General features: G+C 63.8%; 13 protein-coding genes and 1 other RNA gene. 2 read left to right on the forward strand and 12 right to left on the reverse strand.

Features of this window, described 5'->3' with window-relative positions; translation table 11 throughout:
• The first annotated feature begins 1 nt into the window (after window position 1).
• Together V0R37_RS16235 and V0R37_RS16240 are read left to right on the forward strand one after the other, a co-directional pair.
• Complete coding sequence (locus V0R37_RS16235) at window positions 2-1,006, forward strand: GlxA family transcriptional regulator (RefSeq protein WP_420375497.1); 1,005 nt, start codon at window positions 2-4, stop codon at window positions 1,004-1,006.
• A 152-nt stretch (window positions 1,007-1,158) separates the two neighbouring features.
• Window positions 1,159-2,322 (forward strand): aminotransferase class V-fold PLP-dependent enzyme, encoded by a 1,164-nt coding sequence (locus V0R37_RS16240; protein ID WP_420375498.1) that lies wholly within the window; start codon window positions 1,159-1,161, stop codon window positions 2,320-2,322.
• 22 nt (window positions 2,323-2,344) lie between these two features.
• Here the strand turns inward: V0R37_RS16240 and V0R37_RS16245 are convergent, their stop codons facing one another.
• The 12 genes from V0R37_RS16245 to V0R37_RS16300 form a co-directional block, all read right to left on the reverse strand.
• The gene (locus tag V0R37_RS16245; RefSeq protein WP_420375499.1) at window positions 2,345-2,923 is read right to left on the reverse strand and encodes an NUDIX domain-containing protein; all 579 of its coding nucleotides are present in this window, start codon (window positions 2,921-2,923) and stop codon (window positions 2,345-2,347) included.
• Window positions 2,924-3,003: 80 nt separating this feature from the next.
• Window positions 3,004-3,384 (reverse strand): RNA-binding S4 domain-containing protein, encoded by a 381-nt coding sequence (locus V0R37_RS16250; protein ID WP_420375500.1) that lies wholly within the window; start codon window positions 3,382-3,384, stop codon window positions 3,004-3,006.
• The gene (gene mnmH, locus V0R37_RS16255; protein WP_420375501.1) at window positions 3,362-4,492 is read right to left on the reverse strand and encodes a tRNA 2-selenouridine(34) synthase MnmH; all 1,131 of its coding nucleotides are present in this window, start codon (window positions 4,490-4,492) and stop codon (window positions 3,362-3,364) included. The genes V0R37_RS16250 and mnmH overlap by 23 nt, the downstream gene beginning before the upstream one ends.
• A gap of 88 nt (window positions 4,493-4,580) precedes the next feature.
• The gene (locus tag V0R37_RS16260; protein WP_420375502.1) at window positions 4,581-5,375 is read right to left on the reverse strand and encodes an ABC transporter permease; all 795 of its coding nucleotides are present in this window, start codon (window positions 5,373-5,375) and stop codon (window positions 4,581-4,583) included.
• Between the two features lies 1 nt (window position 5,376).
• Window positions 5,377-6,186 (reverse strand): ABC transporter ATP-binding protein, encoded by an 810-nt coding sequence (locus V0R37_RS16265; protein ID WP_420375503.1) that lies wholly within the window; start codon window positions 6,184-6,186, stop codon window positions 5,377-5,379.
• Window positions 6,179-7,219 (reverse strand): ABC transporter substrate-binding protein, encoded by a 1,041-nt coding sequence (locus V0R37_RS16270; RefSeq protein WP_420375504.1) that lies wholly within the window; start codon window positions 7,217-7,219, stop codon window positions 6,179-6,181. The genes V0R37_RS16265 and V0R37_RS16270 overlap by 8 nt, the downstream gene beginning before the upstream one ends.
• Before the next feature lie 90 nt (window positions 7,220-7,309).
• On the reverse strand, window positions 7,310-7,918 hold the full coding sequence (gene recR, locus V0R37_RS16275; protein WP_420375505.1) for a recombination mediator RecR: 609 nt from the start codon (window positions 7,916-7,918) through the stop codon (window positions 7,310-7,312).
• Window positions 7,918-8,244, reverse strand: coding sequence for a YbaB/EbfC family nucleoid-associated protein (locus V0R37_RS16280; protein WP_420375506.1), 327 nt, complete (start codon window positions 8,242-8,244; stop codon window positions 7,918-7,920). The genes recR and V0R37_RS16280 overlap by 1 nt, the downstream gene beginning before the upstream one ends.
• 43 nt (window positions 8,245-8,287) lie before the next feature.
• On the reverse strand, window positions 8,288-10,375 hold the full coding sequence (locus V0R37_RS16285) for a DNA polymerase III subunit gamma/tau (RefSeq protein WP_420375507.1): 2,088 nt from the start codon (window positions 10,373-10,375) through the stop codon (window positions 8,288-8,290).
• 97 nt (window positions 10,376-10,472) lie between these two features.
• An RNA gene (gene ffs, locus V0R37_RS16290) (signal recognition particle sRNA small type) lies at window positions 10,473-10,570 on the reverse strand.
• A gap of 34 nt (window positions 10,571-10,604) precedes the next feature.
• The gene (locus tag V0R37_RS16295) at window positions 10,605-13,943 is read right to left on the reverse strand and encodes a UvrD-helicase domain-containing protein (protein ID WP_420375508.1); all 3,339 of its coding nucleotides are present in this window, start codon (window positions 13,941-13,943) and stop codon (window positions 10,605-10,607) included.
• Entirely contained in the window at window positions 13,933-16,587 is a 2,655-nt protein-coding gene (locus tag V0R37_RS16300) for a PD-(D/E)XK nuclease family protein (RefSeq protein WP_420375509.1), read from the reverse strand. Before V0R37_RS16300 ends, V0R37_RS16295 begins: the two co-directional genes overlap by 11 nt.
• Between the last annotated feature and the right edge of the window lie 7 nt (window positions 16,588-16,594).

Raw genomic sequence — 16,594 nt, forward strand, 5'->3', positions numbered from 1 at the left:
TATGCCTGCCCTGCCCCACAAGGACGAAGAAACCGCGCTTTCTGCCAGGGATGTCGTCCTCGTCGCGTTCAACGGCGTGGAGGTGATCGACGTTGCCGGCCCGGCCAGTGTATTCAGCAAGGCCGAGGAAATGCGTCCCGGCTCCTACCGCCTGCATATCGCATCGCCTTTCGGGGGCACTGTCCTGACCAGCGGCGGCGTGAGTTTCGCCGATACCTGCGCGTTGAGCCAACTGCCGCCCATCATCGATACGCTGATCGTGGCGGGCGGCGACGAACCCGCCGTGCGCGCGGCCATCGTCGAACAGGGCGTCGCCGTGTGGCTGGCCGGCGCCGCCGCGCAAATGCGCCGGGTGGCCAGTGTATGCAGCGGCGCATTCGCACTGGCTTCGGCCGGCCTGCTGGACGGCCGCGAGGCCACCACGCATTGGCGCGTCTGCGACCAATTGCAAGCGCTGCGTCCGCAGACTCAAGTACTGCGCGAGCGCATCTACGTACACGACGGTCCCGTATGGACCTCGGCGGGCGTCACGACAGGCATCGAGCTTGCGCTTGCATTGGTCGAAGACGACCTGGGCCATGCCGTTTCAGTGGAAATCGCCCGCACGCTGGCGCTACCGCTGCTTCGGGGCGGGGAGCATCCGCAACTTAGCCAGATGCTCCAGGTTCAAGCTGCCGCCAGCCACCGCTTGCGGGAACTGGCGGCTTGGATAAGCATGCATCCCCAAGGGGATCTGTCGGTTCAGGCGCTGGCTGGACGGGTCCGGATGAGCCCTCGGCACTTCGCCCGCGCGTTCGCAGCCGAGACCGGCAGCACGCCGGCCCGTTTCGTGGAACAGGCGCGCCTGACGGTTGCCGCGCAGTTGCTGCGTCAAACCCGGTGGACACAGGACAGAATCGCGGAACGCAGCGGGTTCCGGTCGGTGGATGCGCTGCAGCGGGCCTTCTCCCGGCGGCACGGCCTTACGCCGCAAGCCTATCGGGATGGCGCCCCTCCTGCCGTTTGAACATGGCCGCGCCGCATGGGCTTACCCTGGCGGCGCAATGCGTCTAAAATCGGCTGATTGCCGCCCCAGGCGGCAAAGCCCTGCGGGAGATCGGCGATTTCCTGTCCCGCGCATCCGGTCAAGCCCCTCATGCGCTATTTTTGGAGAACACCATGTCCGGCCTGCTGCCTGATGTCGACCCTGATGGATTGCTCGAGTATTCGGTGGTGTACACCGACCGCGCCCTGAATCACATGTCCGGCGCTTTCCAGGGAGTGATGAAGGACATTTCCAGAACACTGAAGCATGTCTATAACGCCGAATCGGCGATTGTGGTGCCTGGTAGCGGCACCTTCGGCATGGAAGCGGTCGCGCGCCAGTTCGCGACAGGCAAAAAATGCATGGTGATCCGAAATGGCTGGTTCAGTTTTCGCTGGAGCCAGATTTTCGACATGGGCGGCATTCCCTCCGAAACCCGGGTCCTGAAGGCCAGCCCCGTGGACGATGGCAAGCAGGCGGCTTTTGCGCCTCCGGCCATCGAGGACGTCGTGGCGGCCATCAAGGAATACCAGCCCGACCTGGTCTTTGCCGCTCATGTGGAAACCGCGTCGGGCATTATGCTGCCCGACGATTACATGCTGCAGCTGGCGGCGGCGGTACACGAGGCCGGCGGACTGTTCGTGCTGGATTGCATAGCCTCCGGCACGATCTGGGTCGACATGCGGGCCGTGGGCGTCGACGTCCTGATCAGCGCGCCACAAAAAGGCTGGACGGCTTCGGCATGCTGCGCGCTGGTCATGTTGGGCGATTCGGCCCGCAAGAAGATCGAGACCACCACCAGCACCAGCTTCGCCTGCGATTTGCGCAAATGGCTGCAAATCATGGAAGCCTATGAGCAAGGCGGCTTTGCCTACCATGCCACCATGCCCACCGATTCATTGACCGTGTTGCGCGACGTCATGGCCGAGACCGAGGCCTATGGCTTTGAAAAGGTGCGCGCCGAACAGCGGGAACTGGGCGACAAGGTGCGCCGGTTGTTGCGGGAAAAAGGCTACAGAAGCGTGGCCGCGCCAGGCTTCGAGGCTCCCGGGGTGGTGGTCAGCTACACCGACGACGATGGCATGCAATCGGCCAAGAAATTCGCCCAGGCCGGCCTTCAAGCCGCGGCGGGCGTGCCGCTGCAATGTGACGAGCCGCAAGGCTTCAAGACCTTCCGCATCGGCTTGTTCGGCCTGGACAAGCTGCACAACGTGGATCGCACGGTCGCCAGCCTGGCGGCGGCCTTAAACAAGATGGAGCAAACGGAACAGCCGGCAAGGAAGATGGAAAAGGCCTGAATGTCGGCGGCCAACGCTCCAATCAGTCCTTCCAGTCCAAAGTCCAGGCGCCGGCGCGAACGTTCTGCAGCCACAATGTGCAGGTAAGAGTCTTGGCATCGGTAATGCCGCCCTTGCGGCATGCGTCCAGCAGGTCTTGCACAGGCATGGCCCGGGCTTCCAGAAACTCGTCGGCATCCAATTGCGGCGGTCCGGGAATAAGCTTGCGCGCAAAGAAAATATGGATGATCTCGGTGGAGTAGGCAATGGCCAGATGCATCGCGCCGGCATAGGCCCACTGCCCTCCGCTGAAGCCCGTTTCTTCCAGCAGTTCGCGCTTTGCACAGATCAGCGGGTCTTCGCCGGGATCGAGTTTGCCTGCAGGAAACTCCGTCATGACCCGGCTGACGGGGTAGCGGAACTGGCGCTCCACCAGCACATGATCATCATCCAGCAAGGGGATGATGACGACCGCGCCGGGATGCACGATGTATTCGCGGCTGGCGCTCTTGCCGTCCGGCAGGCGCACGGTGTCGCGGCGTGCCTTCAGGAAGCTTCCGTCGAACAGGGTTTGGCTGTCAAGCAGGGTTTCGATCAGATGCGCGTCGGCGGGCTCGGTCATGGGCGTACTCATAGAAGGCATACAGGACGGGGGTTCAAGCAGCGGCACCGGCGGATGCCCGCGCAGCCGGGCTGCTTAGTTTACTTGCCCCGCGCAAAATCGATCCGCCTTCGGTCGCGCTTGGTAGGCCGTCCGGCGGCCATGTCATGGGCCGGTCCGGGCGCAAGCCGCCTCATTTCGGCGGCCCGCTCGCGCGCCGCCACGCTTTCGGGTGTTTCCTCATACAGCCGGCTGGCCACGGAAGCAGGCCCGCGCACGCTGCTCAGCCCGCATACACGCACCTGGACAGCGGGATCTTCCTTGCGGACGCTGACCAGATCGCCCACCGCAACCTCGCGCGAGGGCTTGGCGGGCAGATCGTTCACCAACACCCTGCCCTTGCCGATTTCATCCGCCGCCAGGCTGCGGGTCTTGTAGAAGCGGGCCGCCCAAAGCCATTTATCGATCCGGATCTTGTCCATGATGATCCTCCCGGTTTTTACGGTGGCGCAGGTACTCCGCCACCGCCTGCTGCTCGCCGACGAACACGATGCGCCCGGCATTCTGCTCGCGCTGATAAGCGTACATGGGATCGTAGTATTCGTTCAGCAAGCCTTCTATCCACCCCAGATGCAAATCAAGCGACCCGCTGCGCCGCTGCTCCGCCAAGGCGGCATCCATGATGCCCGCGAGCCGCTGATAACGTTCCCATCCCAGGCGCTTGACGATCTTGCGGAGGCAGTGCCTGAGCCGCTCTTCAAAAGCGGTGAAGCCCGCCTCGTCGCCAAGCAGGGCGATGAATTCCGCGCAGAGGTCAATCACGTAGTCGCCCAGAATACGCTGGACACGACCGGCAAGGCTGTCTTCCAGCCAGATCAACGGGTAGCCGGGCATCTTCTGGTGCAGAGCAAACGGCAACGAGCAACGGCCTATCATGCGGCTCTCTTCTTCCAGGACGAACGACCGCAAGCCCCGGGAACGCTTCTTCAGAAAATCGATGGCCAGGGCATTTTCGAAATCGATCTGCACCGGCTGCGGTGTAGCGTGACGGCCGAAGCTGGACCCGCGATGCCGCGCATGGCGCTCCAGATCGATGCCGTTGTCCAGTTGTTCCAGAAGCTCCGTCTTGCCCACGCCGGTCAGTCCGCCGAGCAGGATGAAGCCGCATTCGGATATCACCGAGTCCATCGTCTGAAGCAGGAAGCCGCGCATTGCCTTGTAGCCGCCAAGTATGCGCGGGTAATCGATTCCTGTCTCGGCCTTCAGCCATTGCTGGCTGATCTGCGAGCGCAATCCGCCACGGAAACAGTACAAATAGCCATCGGGGTGGGCGCGGGCAAAGTCCGCCCAGGCCTGAATGCGTTCAGCCTTGACGGCGCCCGCCACCAGACGATGACCGAGATCGATGGCGGCCTGGCTGCCCTTCTGCTTGTAGCAGGTGCCGACCCGGACGCGTTCGTCGTCGTCCATCAGGGGACGGTTCAAGGCTTGCGGAAAGGCGCCCTTGGCGAACTCGACCGGGGCGCGGACATCCAGGATGGGCACATCGTTCAGGAAGATGGCGCGGTAGTCGTCGCTGTTCCCACGCATTAAAGCACCTGTATCGCAAGGCCTTGCCGGCGGCGGCAAGCCGCAACGCGGCCGCGGCCCGCAAGACATATCGGTGTTGTCATGAAGACTACAGTTTCTCGGTTTCGCCCGCCTTGGGCTTCCAGGCCAGCAAGCGGTCTTCCACCAGGGTTACCAATCCATCCAGCAACAAGGCGAAGATAGTCAGGACCACGATGCCCGCAAACACCGTGTTCACGTCCAGCGTGCCTTCGGCCTGCAGGATAAGGTAGCCGACGCCGCTGGCCGAGCCCAGGTATTCACCCACCACCGCCCCCACGAAAGCCAGGCCGACGGAGGTGTGCAGGCTGGAAAAAACCCAACTGGTGGCCGAGGGGATATACACATGGCGCAGCAATTGCTTGCGGTTGGCGCCCAGCATGCGGGCATTGTCCAGCAAGGTCGTGCTGACCTCGCGCACGCCCTGGTAGACGTTGAAGAACACAATGAAAAACACCAGGGTCACGGCCAGCGCCACTTTGGACCAGATGCCCAGGCCGAACCACATGCCGAATATCGGCGCCAGGATGACGCGCGGCATGGAGTTGGCGGCGGTGATATAGGGGTCGAGCAAAGCGCTGGCGCCGCGCGACAGGCCCAGCCAGAGGCCGAAACCCAGGCCGGCGACCGTGCCTATTACGAAAGCCAGCACGGTTTCGGTCAGTGTCACGCCCAGATGCCGGTAAATATCGGCATTGGTCACGAACCAGGCCCATATGACCTTGGCCACTTCGACCGGCTGTCCGAAGAAAAAGGCAAAATTCCTGTCTTGCGAGGCCAGGTGCCAGGCGACAAGGACAATGACCAGCATCAATATCTGCCAGAACCGCAAGTAGAGGGAATTGGATTTGATTGGCTTCGACATCTCAGGCCCGTTTTTGTTGGGCATAGCCCTTTAGCACTTCTTCGCGCAAGACATCCCAGATGGCCTTGTGCAACTCGATGAACCGCGGATTGCTGCGCACTTCGGCGACGTCGCGCGGCCTCGGGATATCGATATCGAACTCGCCGATGGGATGCGTGGCGGGCCCGGCCGACAGCACGACCACGCGATCGCTCATGGCAATGGCCTCGTCCAGATCGTGCGTGATGAACAGCACGGCCTTGCGCTTGGCCATCCACAGATCGAGGACCTCGTTTTCCATTAGCTGGCGCGTCTGGACATCGAGCGCCGAGAAGGGCTCGTCCATAAGGATGATGTCAGGGTCGCGTATCAGCGTTTGCGCCAGCATGGCGCGCTTGCGCATGCCGCCGGACATCTGGTGCGGATAGCGGTTCTCGAATCCGCCCAGCCCCACTCTTTTCAGCCACTCCAGGCCTTGCGTCCTGGCCTGTTCGGCCGGAATGCCGGCGAATTCCAGGCCCGCGGTGACATTGGCCAAGGCGCTGCGCCAGGGCATCAGGGCTTCGCCCTGGAACATGTAGCCGGCGCGGTGATTCACGCCTTGCAGCGACTTGCCGAAGACTTTGACCTGGCCCGATGAAGGCTGCAGCAAGCCCGCCCCGACATTGAGCAGGGTGGACTTGCCGCAGCCGGTGGGCCCCACCACCGAAACGAATTCGCCCGGGGCGATGGCGATGGAGGCCTCTTTTACAGCGGTATAGCTTTTACCCGCGCCTTCGTTGGACGCGAAGGTGCAGGTAATGTTTTCAAGCAACAGTGCGGCATCAAGCATGGGGATATTTTTTGTTTGCCTTGGCAACGAAGTCGTTGGTCCAGATCTTGGAAATGTCGATCTTGTCGGCCGGGAAGTTGGGGACGAAGGCGGCCAGAGCCTTCAGCGCGGTTTTCGGGCCGTCTTCAGCCACGCTGCCGTCCGGCGACAGCGCTTCTTTGTTGCCTTTCAGGGCCAGTTTGTAGAGTTCCGGATCGCCCAGCAGATAGCCTTCGGGGACCACCTTGGCGATCTCGTCGGGGCTGGCGGCCTGTATCCATTTGTCGGCGCGCACGATGGCATTGGCCAGTGCCTGGGTGGTGTTGGGATTCTTGTCGATGAATTCCTGCGAGGTATACAGGCAGCCCGATGGCATGTTGCCGCCGAAAATCTGGTGGGTGTCTTTCAGGGTGCGCGTATCGGCGATGACCTTGACGGCGTCTTCCTTGATCAGGGTGCTGATGACGGGGTCCAGGTTGGCCATGGCGTCGATCTGGCCGGTGCGCATGGCGGTAATGGCGCCGGCGCCGGCGCCCACTCCGACAAAGGAAACATCAGTGGGCTTCAGGCCATGCTGGGCCAGGAAGAAGCTGGCCATCATGTTGGTGGAGGAACCGGGCGCCGTAACGCCGATTTTCTTGCCCTTCAAGTCGGCCGGCGATTTGTAGTCGGCCATGGTTTTCTTGGAAACCACCAGCACGATCATGGGGGCCTGGCCTTGCTGCGCAAAGGCGCGGTAGGCCTGACCCTTGGACTGCAAGTTGATGGTGTGCTCGAACGCGCCCGAAACGACATCGGCGCTGCCGCCGACCACTGCCTGCAAGGCCTTGGATCCGCCCGCGAAGTCGACGATCTTGGCATCCAGGCCTTCGTCCTTGAAATAGCCTTTGATGTTGGCGATGGACAAGGGCAGATAATAAATAAGCGCCTGGCCGCCCACAGCGATGGTTACTTCTTTCTTTTCAAGCGCTTGGGCACGGACAAGACCTGGGGCCACGGTTGCGGCACCGGCTACGCCGGCCAATTTGAGCAAATCACGACGCGATACGGACATGGGAAGTCTCCTGGAAAAAATTTATTTCCTGATATTACCCGAGAATATTCCACCTGATTATCGGGAGTTGCACCATGCCGCCCGTACAGGTCAGGTGCTGCGCCGCTCCATCAGGGCCCAGGCGATGGTTCCGGCATCGACGTATTCCAGCTCGCTGCCGGCGGGTACGCCGCGCGCCAGCCGGCTTACCGACAGGCCCTGGGCGCGCAGGAGCTCCGATAGATAGTGCGCCGTGGTTTCGCCTTCGGCCGTGAAGTTGGTGGCCAATATGACCTCGCGCACGACGCCGTCGGAGGCCCGCTTCACCAGGCGGTCGAACTGCAGTTCCTGGGGGCCTACGCCTTCCAGCGGCGCCAGGCGCCCCATCAGCACGTAATACAGGCCGCGATACCCGTGGCTGGATTCGATCATGTTCTGGTCGGCGGGCGTTTCGACGACGCAAAGCACGGAACCGTCGCGCTTGGGATTGGCGCAGGTGGCGCAGACCTCTTCCTCGGCGAAACCGTTGCATTGCGCACAGTGGCGCAAGTCCTTCACGGCCGACGCCAGCGCGCGGCTTAGCTGATCCGCGGCTCCAAGGTCGTGCTGCATCAAGTGGTAGGCCATGCGCCTGGCCGAACGCAGTCCGACGCCCGGCAAGCGGCGCAGGGCCTCTATGAGCGTGGTGAGCGGTTCGGGTTCGGGCAGCGGCGCTTGCATCAGAACGGCAGCTTCATTCCGGGAGGCATGGGCATGCCGGCCGTGACCGACGCCATTTTTTCCTGCGAAGTGGCTTCGGCCTTGCGCAAAGCATCGTTGAACGCCGCCGCCACAAGATCTTCCAGCATGTCTTTGTCGTCGGCCAACAGGCTGGGATCGATGGTGACGCGCTTGACGTCATGCCGACAGCTCATGGACACCTTGACCAGGCCGCCGCCGGAAGCGCCCTCGACGATGATTTCCGCCAAGGCTTCCTGCGCCTTTTTCATGTTTTCCTGCATCTGCTGGGCCTGGCGCATCAAACCGGCGATCTGACCTTTCATCATGGTTGGTTTTCCTGAAGAATTTAAAAACAAAGAAGAAAAGCGCCTACGCAGCCCGGTTCCGGGGTGTGGCGCTGATCGAGCCGGGCACCACCTGGGCACCGAACTCGTTGACGAGCGTTTGCACGAAAGGATCGTTGGCGACGGCCTGCTCGGCCTCTTTCTGCCTTTCGGCCCTTTGCATCTGTTCGACGGCATGCGCGGTTTCATCGCCGGTGGCGCCGTATTCCACATCCAACTGGATCACCGTGCCGAAATACTCCGACAGAACGGTGCGCAGCCGCGCCTTGCCCGGGCTTTCGGCCAGGGTGCGTATGGCAACGCGCAGCGTGACCTGCTCGCCCTGCGAGCCGAGCCATTCGCTTTGGCGGGCCAGCTCGGCGGCCAATCCGGTCAGGGGAAGCGAAGCCGCCAGCGCCGGCCACGCCTGCGCGGTCATGTCGCGCGGGCGGGGGGCCTTGGCCTTTTTGCGTTCGGCGGCGAACAGAGCGGGCACGATATCTTCTTGCGCACCTTGGGGCGGCGCGAAATCGCCCGATGCCTCGTCGCCCCCGGAATCGCCCAGTCCGATAGGCTCGTATCCCGCATCATCGAAATATTCCTGGTCGGGAATATGCATGGTTTCGAAACCGCCGGCGTCATCATCCGGCGTGCCCGCCGCCGCGGATGCCTGGGCCGTGGTCGGCGCCGGAGCATTTACGGGGTGATCTTGCCTGACGGCATGGCCGGCCGGCGGGGACGCCTGAGAGGAGCCTTGCGGCGCATCTTCCCACGCGGGGACATCGTCGGCTTCCGGGATGGCAGCGGGACGCGCCGGAATAGCGGGGCGCGCAGCCGCCTCGGCGTTGACTCGAACCGCCGGCGCCTCGTTGCGCAAAGCCCTGGCGGGCGTTGGCTCTGGCGATGCGGCCTCAGCCTGGCCGGCGAATGCCGCCGGCGATGGTTCGGGCGCCGCTTCGGGTTCCGGCCGCAGCGGCGCTGCGTCCGCCATCCCGGGCGACTCGGCGCGCGCAGGCCCGGTTGGGCCCGGGGCAGGCGGCGCCGGCGCATTCACGGGCACCAGCGCCAGCATGCGCAGGCAGGCCATGACAAAGCCTGCATACTCATCGGGCGCCAGGGAAAGTTCCTGGCGGCTATGCACGGCCACTGAATAGAAAAGCTGGGCCTGGTCCGGGTGCAGCACGCCGGCAAGCTGAACAATGTCTTCGGCCAGCGGATCGTCGGCCGGTATAGTGCCTGGAATCCGCTGCTGGATGGCAATGCGCGACAGCAGCACGGCCAGGTCACCCAGGGCGCCCGTATAGGAAAGGCCGCGCGCCGCCAGTTCGTTGGCGACGTCCAGCACCTTGGCTGCGCTGCCGGCCGCCAGGGCTTGCAACAGCTCGACCAGATGGCGTTGGTCGATGGTGCCTAGCATGCCCTGGACCGCCTCGCCGGTCAGGTTGCCGGCGCTATAGGCGATCGCCTGGTCGGTCAGCGACAGCGCATCCCGCATGGAGCCGGAGGCGGCCTGCGCAAGCAGGCGCAAGGCGGGCGTTTCAAACGGGATGCTTTCCTGGTCCAGGACTTCTTTCAGATGCCCGACGATGGATTCGCCCGTCATCTGCTTCAGATTGAATTGCAGGCAGCGCGACAGGACGGTAACGGGAATCTTCTGGGGGTCGGTGGTCGCCAGTATGAATTTCACATGAGGCGGCGGCTCTTCCAGCGTCTTCAACATGGCGTTGAACGCATGGCCGGTCAGCATGTGGACTTCGTCGATCATGTAGACCTTGAAGCGGCCGCTGCCGGGCGCGTAGACCGCCTGCTCAAGCAATTGCGTCATTTCCTCGACGCCCCGGTTGGACGCCGCATCGAGCTCGACATAATCGACGAATCGGCCGGCATCGATTTCGGTGCAGGCGCGGCAGGTACCGCAGGGCGTAGCCGTGATGCCGGTTTCGCAATTCAGGGACTTGGCCAGGATGCGCGACAGCGTGGTCTTGCCCACCCCCCTGGTGCCCGTGAACAACCAGGCATGATGCAGTCGCTGCGTGGAAAGCGCATGCGTCAAGGCACGAACCACGTGGTCCTGGCCGATAAGGGTGTCAAACGAACGTGGCCGCCATTTACGCGCCAGTACCAGATAAGTCATGCAATGAGCTTGAAACCGGAAGCTATCGAAAAGATAAACAAAAAGTGTACCGGATTCGACGCTGCTTGGGGTATTTGGGGGTAAATGAAGAAAGGGGAAGGGCGAGCCTGACTTCGGCACTGATTCTGAGCGACTGTGGCTGCTTCGTTCCCGACCTGACCAGATTCACCGCCGAACCATGCGAAGGGGCCCGCCGAGTAAGAGTTTAACAGGACTTTGCGCGTTGCGTTTACTGCAGCGCCGGCGCAAACTCCACCCACACATCGACGCGGGGAAAGTACAGCGCACCGCGCGCCGGCCGGCCGTCCAAGGCGCTGACGTGAGCGCAATAGCGCTCGATCTGCTCCTGATAGCGTTCGCGCATGCGTGCGGCAAAAGCATCAAGGCCCTCGCCCTGGCGCGGCACGCCCGTCTTGTAGTCCACCACCAGCCAGTCCCGCTCCTGCGAAATGGCCAGGTCGATGACTGAAACGCGGCCGCTGACGTCCAGCAGCGACCATTCCCGATGCGCCTGCGCAACCCGAAGCAGCCACTGTCCCTTCTGGCTGGACAGGGTGGCGGCCAGCGTTTCGCGTAAAACCTGCGCGGCGCCGTCCAGCCCCGCCTCGGCCAGGCCGGCACGGCTCAGTTGCCGGCGGAAGATGGGCAGGCAGGCATCGACGCGCTCGGGCGACCAGGCGTCCGCGCCTTCCTTTCCCATGTGCTCCAGCCAGGCATGGGCTACCGTGCCGATGGTGCTTTCATCGCCGGATTCCGACCGCCATTGCCAGGGTGTGCCCGGCCTGGCAACGGTGACGCCGGTCGGCGGCTCGGGCAAGGAGGCAAGGGGCATGCGCAGCAGGAAGCGCTGCCCGCCCGTCGCGGCCGACGGCGCAGGGCCTGCATCCAGCTCGGACGCCTCGGGAATCTGCGGCGCTTTCATATAGTCCCACAAGCGCCCCAGCAGCGATGCGCCGGCGGGCCGCTTTACCTGCATTTCCCCATCCAGGCCGACTTCGCCGATCAGATGCAGTTGCCGGCGGGCCCGCGTCAAGGCCACATACAGCAAGCGATCGGTTTCATAGGCGGCGCGTTTTTTTTCGCGCTCCGCCAAATAGACGGAAACCGGCTCGGACTCCTCGGCCGCCCTGTGCCGGATCGGTCCCAGCAGCAATGCGCCTTCGCTGTGCTCGAAACGCATCAACGGCGGCGTGTCGCCCTTGGGGCGCCGATGAAGACCGGTCAGAATCACGGTCTCGAATTCCAGCCCCTTGGACTTGTGTATGGTCATGACCTCGACCGCCTTGCCGCTGCTGTTGGGCGCGGCATAGAGTTTCTCCAGCCTGTCCTCCAGCATTTCCGGATCCAGATTCCCGTAAGGAGCCAGATCCTCGATCAGGCGGAACAGGCGTTCCGCATCGGCCGCATCGCTGGCGCCGCCATATACATCGAAACCGCCCAGCCGGCGCCAGCAATCTTCCAGCCATGATGCGAACGGTATGGTTCCCGATGCATTGGAGGCATCGAGCAGGACCGTGGCGGCGCGGCGCAGGCGCTTGGCCTCGCTGTCGTCCAGGATCGAATCGCCGCGCTGGTCCTGCGCCAGCCATGCGGACAAGACGGCGGGTATTGCGGCATTCAGGTCGGCGCCGAACAAAGCGTGCAGGCTCTCCAGCGTAAGGCCGCAGAATGGCGCTCGCAACACCGAGAGCCAGGCCAATCTGTCCGCCGGATGCGACAAGGCCCGCGCCAGCTGCACCAGGTCCACGACGACCTGGCGCGATTTCAGAGAAACCAGTTCGACCGCGCGGCAAGGGATGTTTTCCCGCGTCAGGCGATGGACGATATCGTCCAAGTGCGTCCGCGCCCGGACCAGAATCGCAACCGGGTGCTCGCTGTCCTGATACGTTTGCAAGGCCTCCTTGGCAAGCTGGATGGCGATGGACTCGGCCACCATGGCGGAATCGGCGGCGCCGCCCTCTTCTTCCCCCTTGCGCGACCACACAGGATGAAACTCCACGCCCAGCCCATGCACGCCGTCATTGAATGCCACCGACGGCGTGTACTTGATTGCGCCCAAGCCAGGATGATTCTCTTTGGGAAACACTGGCCCGCAAGTGGCATTCACCCAATCCACCAGGTGGGCCTGCGAGCGGAAATTGTCTTTCAGTTCCAGGGCCGTCAGCGCGATATCGCCCAGCCCGTCTTCCTTGACCTTAAGAAAGCACCCTACATCGGCCTTGCGGAACCGATAGATCGATTGCATGGGATCGCCCACCACGAACAGCGTGCGTCCGTCGCCCTGCATCCAGCCCGAGGTCAGGCGCTCGAGCAATTCAATCTGGGACTGGCTGGTGTCCTGGAACTCGTCCACCAGAATATGGCGGATGGCCGCGTCGAGCGACAAGAGCAGATCGCTCGGATCGTCCACCTGTCCCAGGGCCTGCACGGCGCGACGCGAAATCTCGGTGAAATCCACCTCGGCGGTCTCGGTGAAGCGCAAGTTCAATTGCGCCGCGGCCAGCCAGAGCACCTCGATGAGCAGGTTCAGGACTTCCAATTGCTCGGCGCTATAGCCATTGCCCGGCGCGCAGCGGATATCGGCAAGGGCTGCAATCCATTCGTCGGTTTCGGGCATGGCCTTGAGCCAGGCCAGGAACTCGTCCTTGTAGTCCGCCTTGGCCTGGAAGCCCTGCTTGATGGTCACGGTGCGCCGCAAGGTATTCTTGCCCGTCAACAGGATGGCGGCCAGCGCCTGCCACTGCGGCAGGCTGGATATATCGTCGCCGAAGGGTTGTCCGTCCCAGTGTTTCAGGGCGCTTAAATCCATGGACTCGCCGCTGCCTTCCAGCACATTGGCCGCGCGGGAGACCGGGGGCGCCAGCGCCGCCGCCCAGCCGGGCGGCATGGCGCGCGACAAACGGGCCAGGTCGGCTTCAATGGCGCCATCCAGGCTGCGCAGCAATTGATCGACATTGCCGCCCGGGCCAAGCAAAGGCAGCCATTGATCGCGGCTGGCCAGCATATTGGCCAGCAGGCCCTGCGCCGCGCGGACATCCACATCCAGATGGGCGATCAGGGCCGCAACCGACTCGTTATCGTCCGCCATATCCAGCGTGGCCTGTGCCGCGGCTTCGTAGTGTTCGCGCGCATCGTCGGCTATGGCCGGCAGCCCCCCCAACGCGCTCAACCACGGCATGGCCCGGACCAGATAGGTACAGAAGGAGTCGATGGTGCGTATGCCAAGACGGGCGGGATACTGAAGCAGGTTCCAGCCCAGTTCCTGGTCGCGCTGCATGGCCCGGCGCGCCAGTTCCCAACTGCGCCGCTTGTAATGCTCTTCAGGAGCCGGCTCCTGGCCGGCCCGCAGCTTGGCCAGGACGCGGGCATGCATTTCGGATGCCGCCTTGCGCGTAAAGGTGATGGCCACGATTTCCTCGGGCCGGCTGACGGTGGCCAGCAACGCCAGGATGCGGTCGGTCAGCAGCTCCGTCTTGCCCGAACCGGCCGGTGCCTGGATAAGAAAGGATTGCGTGGGGTCGATGGCCGCGGCGCGGACGGCGCTGTCGCTGGGCTGTTTAGTCGTCACGCCTGTATTCCTCGGTCAAACGTAAAAAAGGCAGCACGTCGCAGTATTGCAGATCGTCCGGCCGCAAGGCCCGGTTGCCCGCATGGCCCGCCACATACTCGTCCGCAAGCGCATGAATGGCGCCGCGCCATTGCGCCATCAACCCCTCCCAGGAATAGCCGGCGAAATCGGGCCAGTCTTGCGGAGCGGATAGCCCCTTAAAGCCGTAGTCCTCTTTCGCCAAGCCCTTTACCAGCGTATCGCGGGCATGCAGCTTGGCCAGGACCAGTGCAACGACTTGCGCATTCTCCTCGGCCAGCACCGCCGCGTAAAAAGGCAGTTGCAGTCCCACCGGCCGCGCACGCATCCAGTCCGGCTTCGGGTCGATATTCCCATTGCCTGACTTGTAATCGATCAGCACCAGCCGGCCATCTTGCAGCTCGTCGATGCGGTCCAGCCGCAGGCTGAGCTCCAGCGGACCGTGCAGCCAAGCGTATTCCTGCTCGACGTCGCGTACCCGGAACGGCATGCGCGCCCGCTCCAGGGCCAGCCATTCATGCACGATGGCAATGGCTCTCGCGGCCTCGAGCGCCCGCAGCGTCGCACCGTAATCGACCAGGCACTCGTCGGCGGCCCGCCGTACGGATTGCTCCACCAGCATGTCGAGCCCGCCATCGCTCCAAAGCCGCAGCAAATTTTCCTGGTCGGCCAATACCTGCCAGACCAGCTCCACGGCCCGATGCAGCAACAGGCCGCGGGCATTCTGGTCGGATATGTCCGCATAGCCCTTCAAGCGGCTGGCGCCGAGCCGATACTTCACGAATGCCCACAAAGGATTGCGCGCCTGCGTATCGATGACGGCGATGCCGCCGCGCGTCTTGCCCTGGCTGCGCAATGGCGGCCCTTGCTCATCCAGCAGGCGCTCCAATCGGCATTCGGATGATGTTCCAGGAACCGGCTGTGAAGCCCGGGCTTCCAGGCCGGCAATGCATGGGCTGGGGCGCAGTTCGCGCTCGCCCTCGCGCTGGGGATGGCTGAGCCAGACCTGCGGCGCGCATTCCAGCAGGCTGGCATACAGCGTCATCGCCCAATGCAGTTCGCGCTCGGGCGTGGCACGCGGCGCGTTGGCCTGCCGCAAGGCCGCCATGGGGATGAAGGGATTGGGCTTGGGTGTGGCGGGCAGGACCTCGTCAGTCAGTCCCAGCACCCAGGCGCCGTCCCAGCGCCCTCCTTCCGACTCCAGGAATCCCAGCACATCGAGCCGGGCATCCGGATCGCGCTGCGGCTGGAAAGGCGTCTGCTGGGCAAGCCGCCGCAACAATCCCACGGCCCCGGAGAACCCCATCCGTCCGGCCACCGCGGCCTGGCGGCCCAGGCTGTCCAGGAGTCCATCGAAGGCCTCGACCGCTTGAAAGGCATGGCTGTCGAGCACGGACTGGCCGGGAAACCCCAGGGTTTGCAAACACAGGCGAAAGCGCTGGCTCCAGATGTCCACGGTCGCCGGCCCCGACTGGCAGTCCAGCGCCTGCCGGCAAAGCCGCCAAGCCTCGCCAAGACGGGGTGCGTGCTGATCCAGCGCCGAAGCGAAATCCGTTTCCGACACCTTGATCCGGGCGCGCCGCCGCCAAAGCGCGTCGATGCTTGCCCGGCCGGCCGCCTCTTGGGCGTCGGCGCGGCACCCTCCCGCCAGCAAGGCGGCCCCGGCGTCGGCGGGCGCGCAAAACTTCTTCTGGGAGAAGTCCGCCATGACCCGCAGCCACAGCAGGGCGGCCCGGGCCAGCGGCCATTCCGCCAGCGGCCGGGCTACCGCGATGTTATACGCCATGGGGCGGCCCGGCGTGCCGCGGTCCAAAGCACCGCGCAGATAGCGGTGCGCCAATGCCACGTCGGCCTCCAGCCGCGCCGCCACAATGGCATACCTGCCAGTGGGATTCCGCTCCAGTTGATCTGCCGCCCATTGTGCCGCCAGCTTCCACTCGCCGTCCGGATCGGGCGCTTGCACCCTTTGCAGGCTTGCCGGCTCTTGCGCGGGGCGGGCCAGCGTCCGCATGCGTACGCCCCGGTCCCGCATGGCGGACAGCATGCCGGACAAGCGTGGCGATAATTCATTGAAACCCGCCAGGACGAGCGTATCGAAATCCACATCCAGAACGCCCCCGGCCAAGGCCTGGCAAATGCGTTCGTAGGCCGTATTGCCATCCTCCATATCCATCTTGTCCAACGCCGCCCGGTAGTTGGCGCGCCATACGCGAAAGCGTTGATAGTCGGACGTTTCGTATTCCGGCGGAACCCGGATGCGCCAATCGTCGGCCAGGCGATCGGCTTCAGCGGCAAGGCGCGCGGCTTGAACGACGTCCAGCAGGACATGGTCCGCCTCGGCCTCGGCGATGACATGCTGCCACAGCAGTTGCGACCCGAAAGCGTCGAGCGTGTGCATGGCCTGTCGCGATTCGGGCACAAAGGACAGCCGATCCGCAGCCCTTTTCAGCCAGGCCGACAAGGGAAGGATATCGGGTACTGCCATGACGCTGCGGCCCGAGCCCAGACCGGCCGACAACTCGGCCAGCACGCGCCGCGCATGGCGATTGTTGACCGTCAGGACCAGTGTGCTTTCGGAATCGGGTCCCGAAAGCTCGTCCAGATCCACGGAGTCGAATATATCCATCGTTCTA

This window comes from Pollutimonas rozaliensis, from assembly GCF_048751585.1.
Taxonomy (GTDB): Bacteria; Pseudomonadota; Gammaproteobacteria; order Burkholderiales; family Burkholderiaceae_B.

Excerpts from the sequence above, each read along its gene's own strand:
- V0R37_RS16235 (WP_420375497.1), top strand. The coding sequence starts at position 2 with ATGCCTGCCCTGCCCCACAAGGACGAAGAAACCGCGCTTTCTGCCAGG.
- V0R37_RS16240 (WP_420375498.1), top strand. The coding sequence starts at position 1,159 with ATGTCCGGCCTGCTGCCTGATGTCGACCCTGATGGATTGCTCGAGTAT.
- V0R37_RS16245 (WP_420375499.1), bottom strand. The coding sequence starts at position 2,923 with ATGACCGAGCCCGCCGACGCGCATCTGATCGAAACCCTGCTTGACAGC.
- V0R37_RS16250 (WP_420375500.1), bottom strand. The coding sequence starts at position 3,384 with ATGGACAAGATCCGGATCGATAAATGGCTTTGGGCGGCCCGCTTCTAC.
- mnmH (WP_420375501.1), bottom strand. The coding sequence starts at position 4,492 with ATGCGTGGGAACAGCGACGACTACCGCGCCATCTTCCTGAACGATGTG.
- V0R37_RS16260 (WP_420375502.1), bottom strand. The coding sequence starts at position 5,375 with ATGTCGAAGCCAATCAAATCCAATTCCCTCTACTTGCGGTTCTGGCAG.
- V0R37_RS16265 (WP_420375503.1), bottom strand. The coding sequence starts at position 6,186 with ATGCTTGATGCCGCACTGTTGCTTGAAAACATTACCTGCACCTTCGCG.
- V0R37_RS16270 (WP_420375504.1), bottom strand. The coding sequence starts at position 7,219 with ATGTCCGTATCGCGTCGTGATTTGCTCAAATTGGCCGGCGTAGCCGGT.
- recR (WP_420375505.1), bottom strand. The coding sequence starts at position 7,918 with ATGCAAGCGCCGCTGCCCGAACCCGAACCGCTCACCACGCTCATAGAG.
- V0R37_RS16280 (WP_420375506.1), bottom strand. The coding sequence starts at position 8,244 with ATGATGAAAGGTCAGATCGCCGGTTTGATGCGCCAGGCCCAGCAGATG.
- V0R37_RS16285 (WP_420375507.1), bottom strand. The coding sequence starts at position 10,375 with ATGACTTATCTGGTACTGGCGCGTAAATGGCGGCCACGTTCGTTTGAC.
- V0R37_RS16300 (WP_420375509.1), bottom strand. The coding sequence starts at position 16,587 with ATGGATATATTCGACTCCGTGGATCTGGACGAGCTTTCGGGACCCGAT.